Raw genomic sequence first — 240 nt, 5'->3', positions numbered from 1 at the left:
CCAGGAATATTTTGTGCACCAGCAGGTGCGCAATTTCTACTCGGTGTCGATCTCGGGGTACCACATTGCCGAGGCCGGGGCGAACCCGATTTCGCAACTCGCATTCACGCTCGCCAACGGCTTTACGTATGTCGAGGCCTACCTTGCGCGTGGCATGCACATCGATGACTTTGCGCCCAACCTGTCGTTCTTCTTCTCCAACGGCATGGACCCGGAATACAACGTGCTCGGCCGCGTGGC

The 240-nt window shown here is 58.3% G+C and carries 1 protein-coding gene; it reads left to right on the top strand.

The features are described 5' to 3' along the window. Positions 1-13: 13 nt before the first annotated feature. Positions 14-240, top strand: a 227-nt coding sequence (locus RVY79_RS21315; RefSeq protein WP_317466618.1) for a methylmalonyl-CoA mutase family protein, incomplete at its 3' end; no start/stop codon positions are given.

The organism is Chromohalobacter sp. HP20-39 (assembly GCF_033052815.1).
Lineage (GTDB): Bacteria > Pseudomonadota > Gammaproteobacteria > Pseudomonadales > Halomonadaceae > Chromohalobacter.
This window is presented reverse-complemented; position numbering and strand designations above follow the sequence as displayed.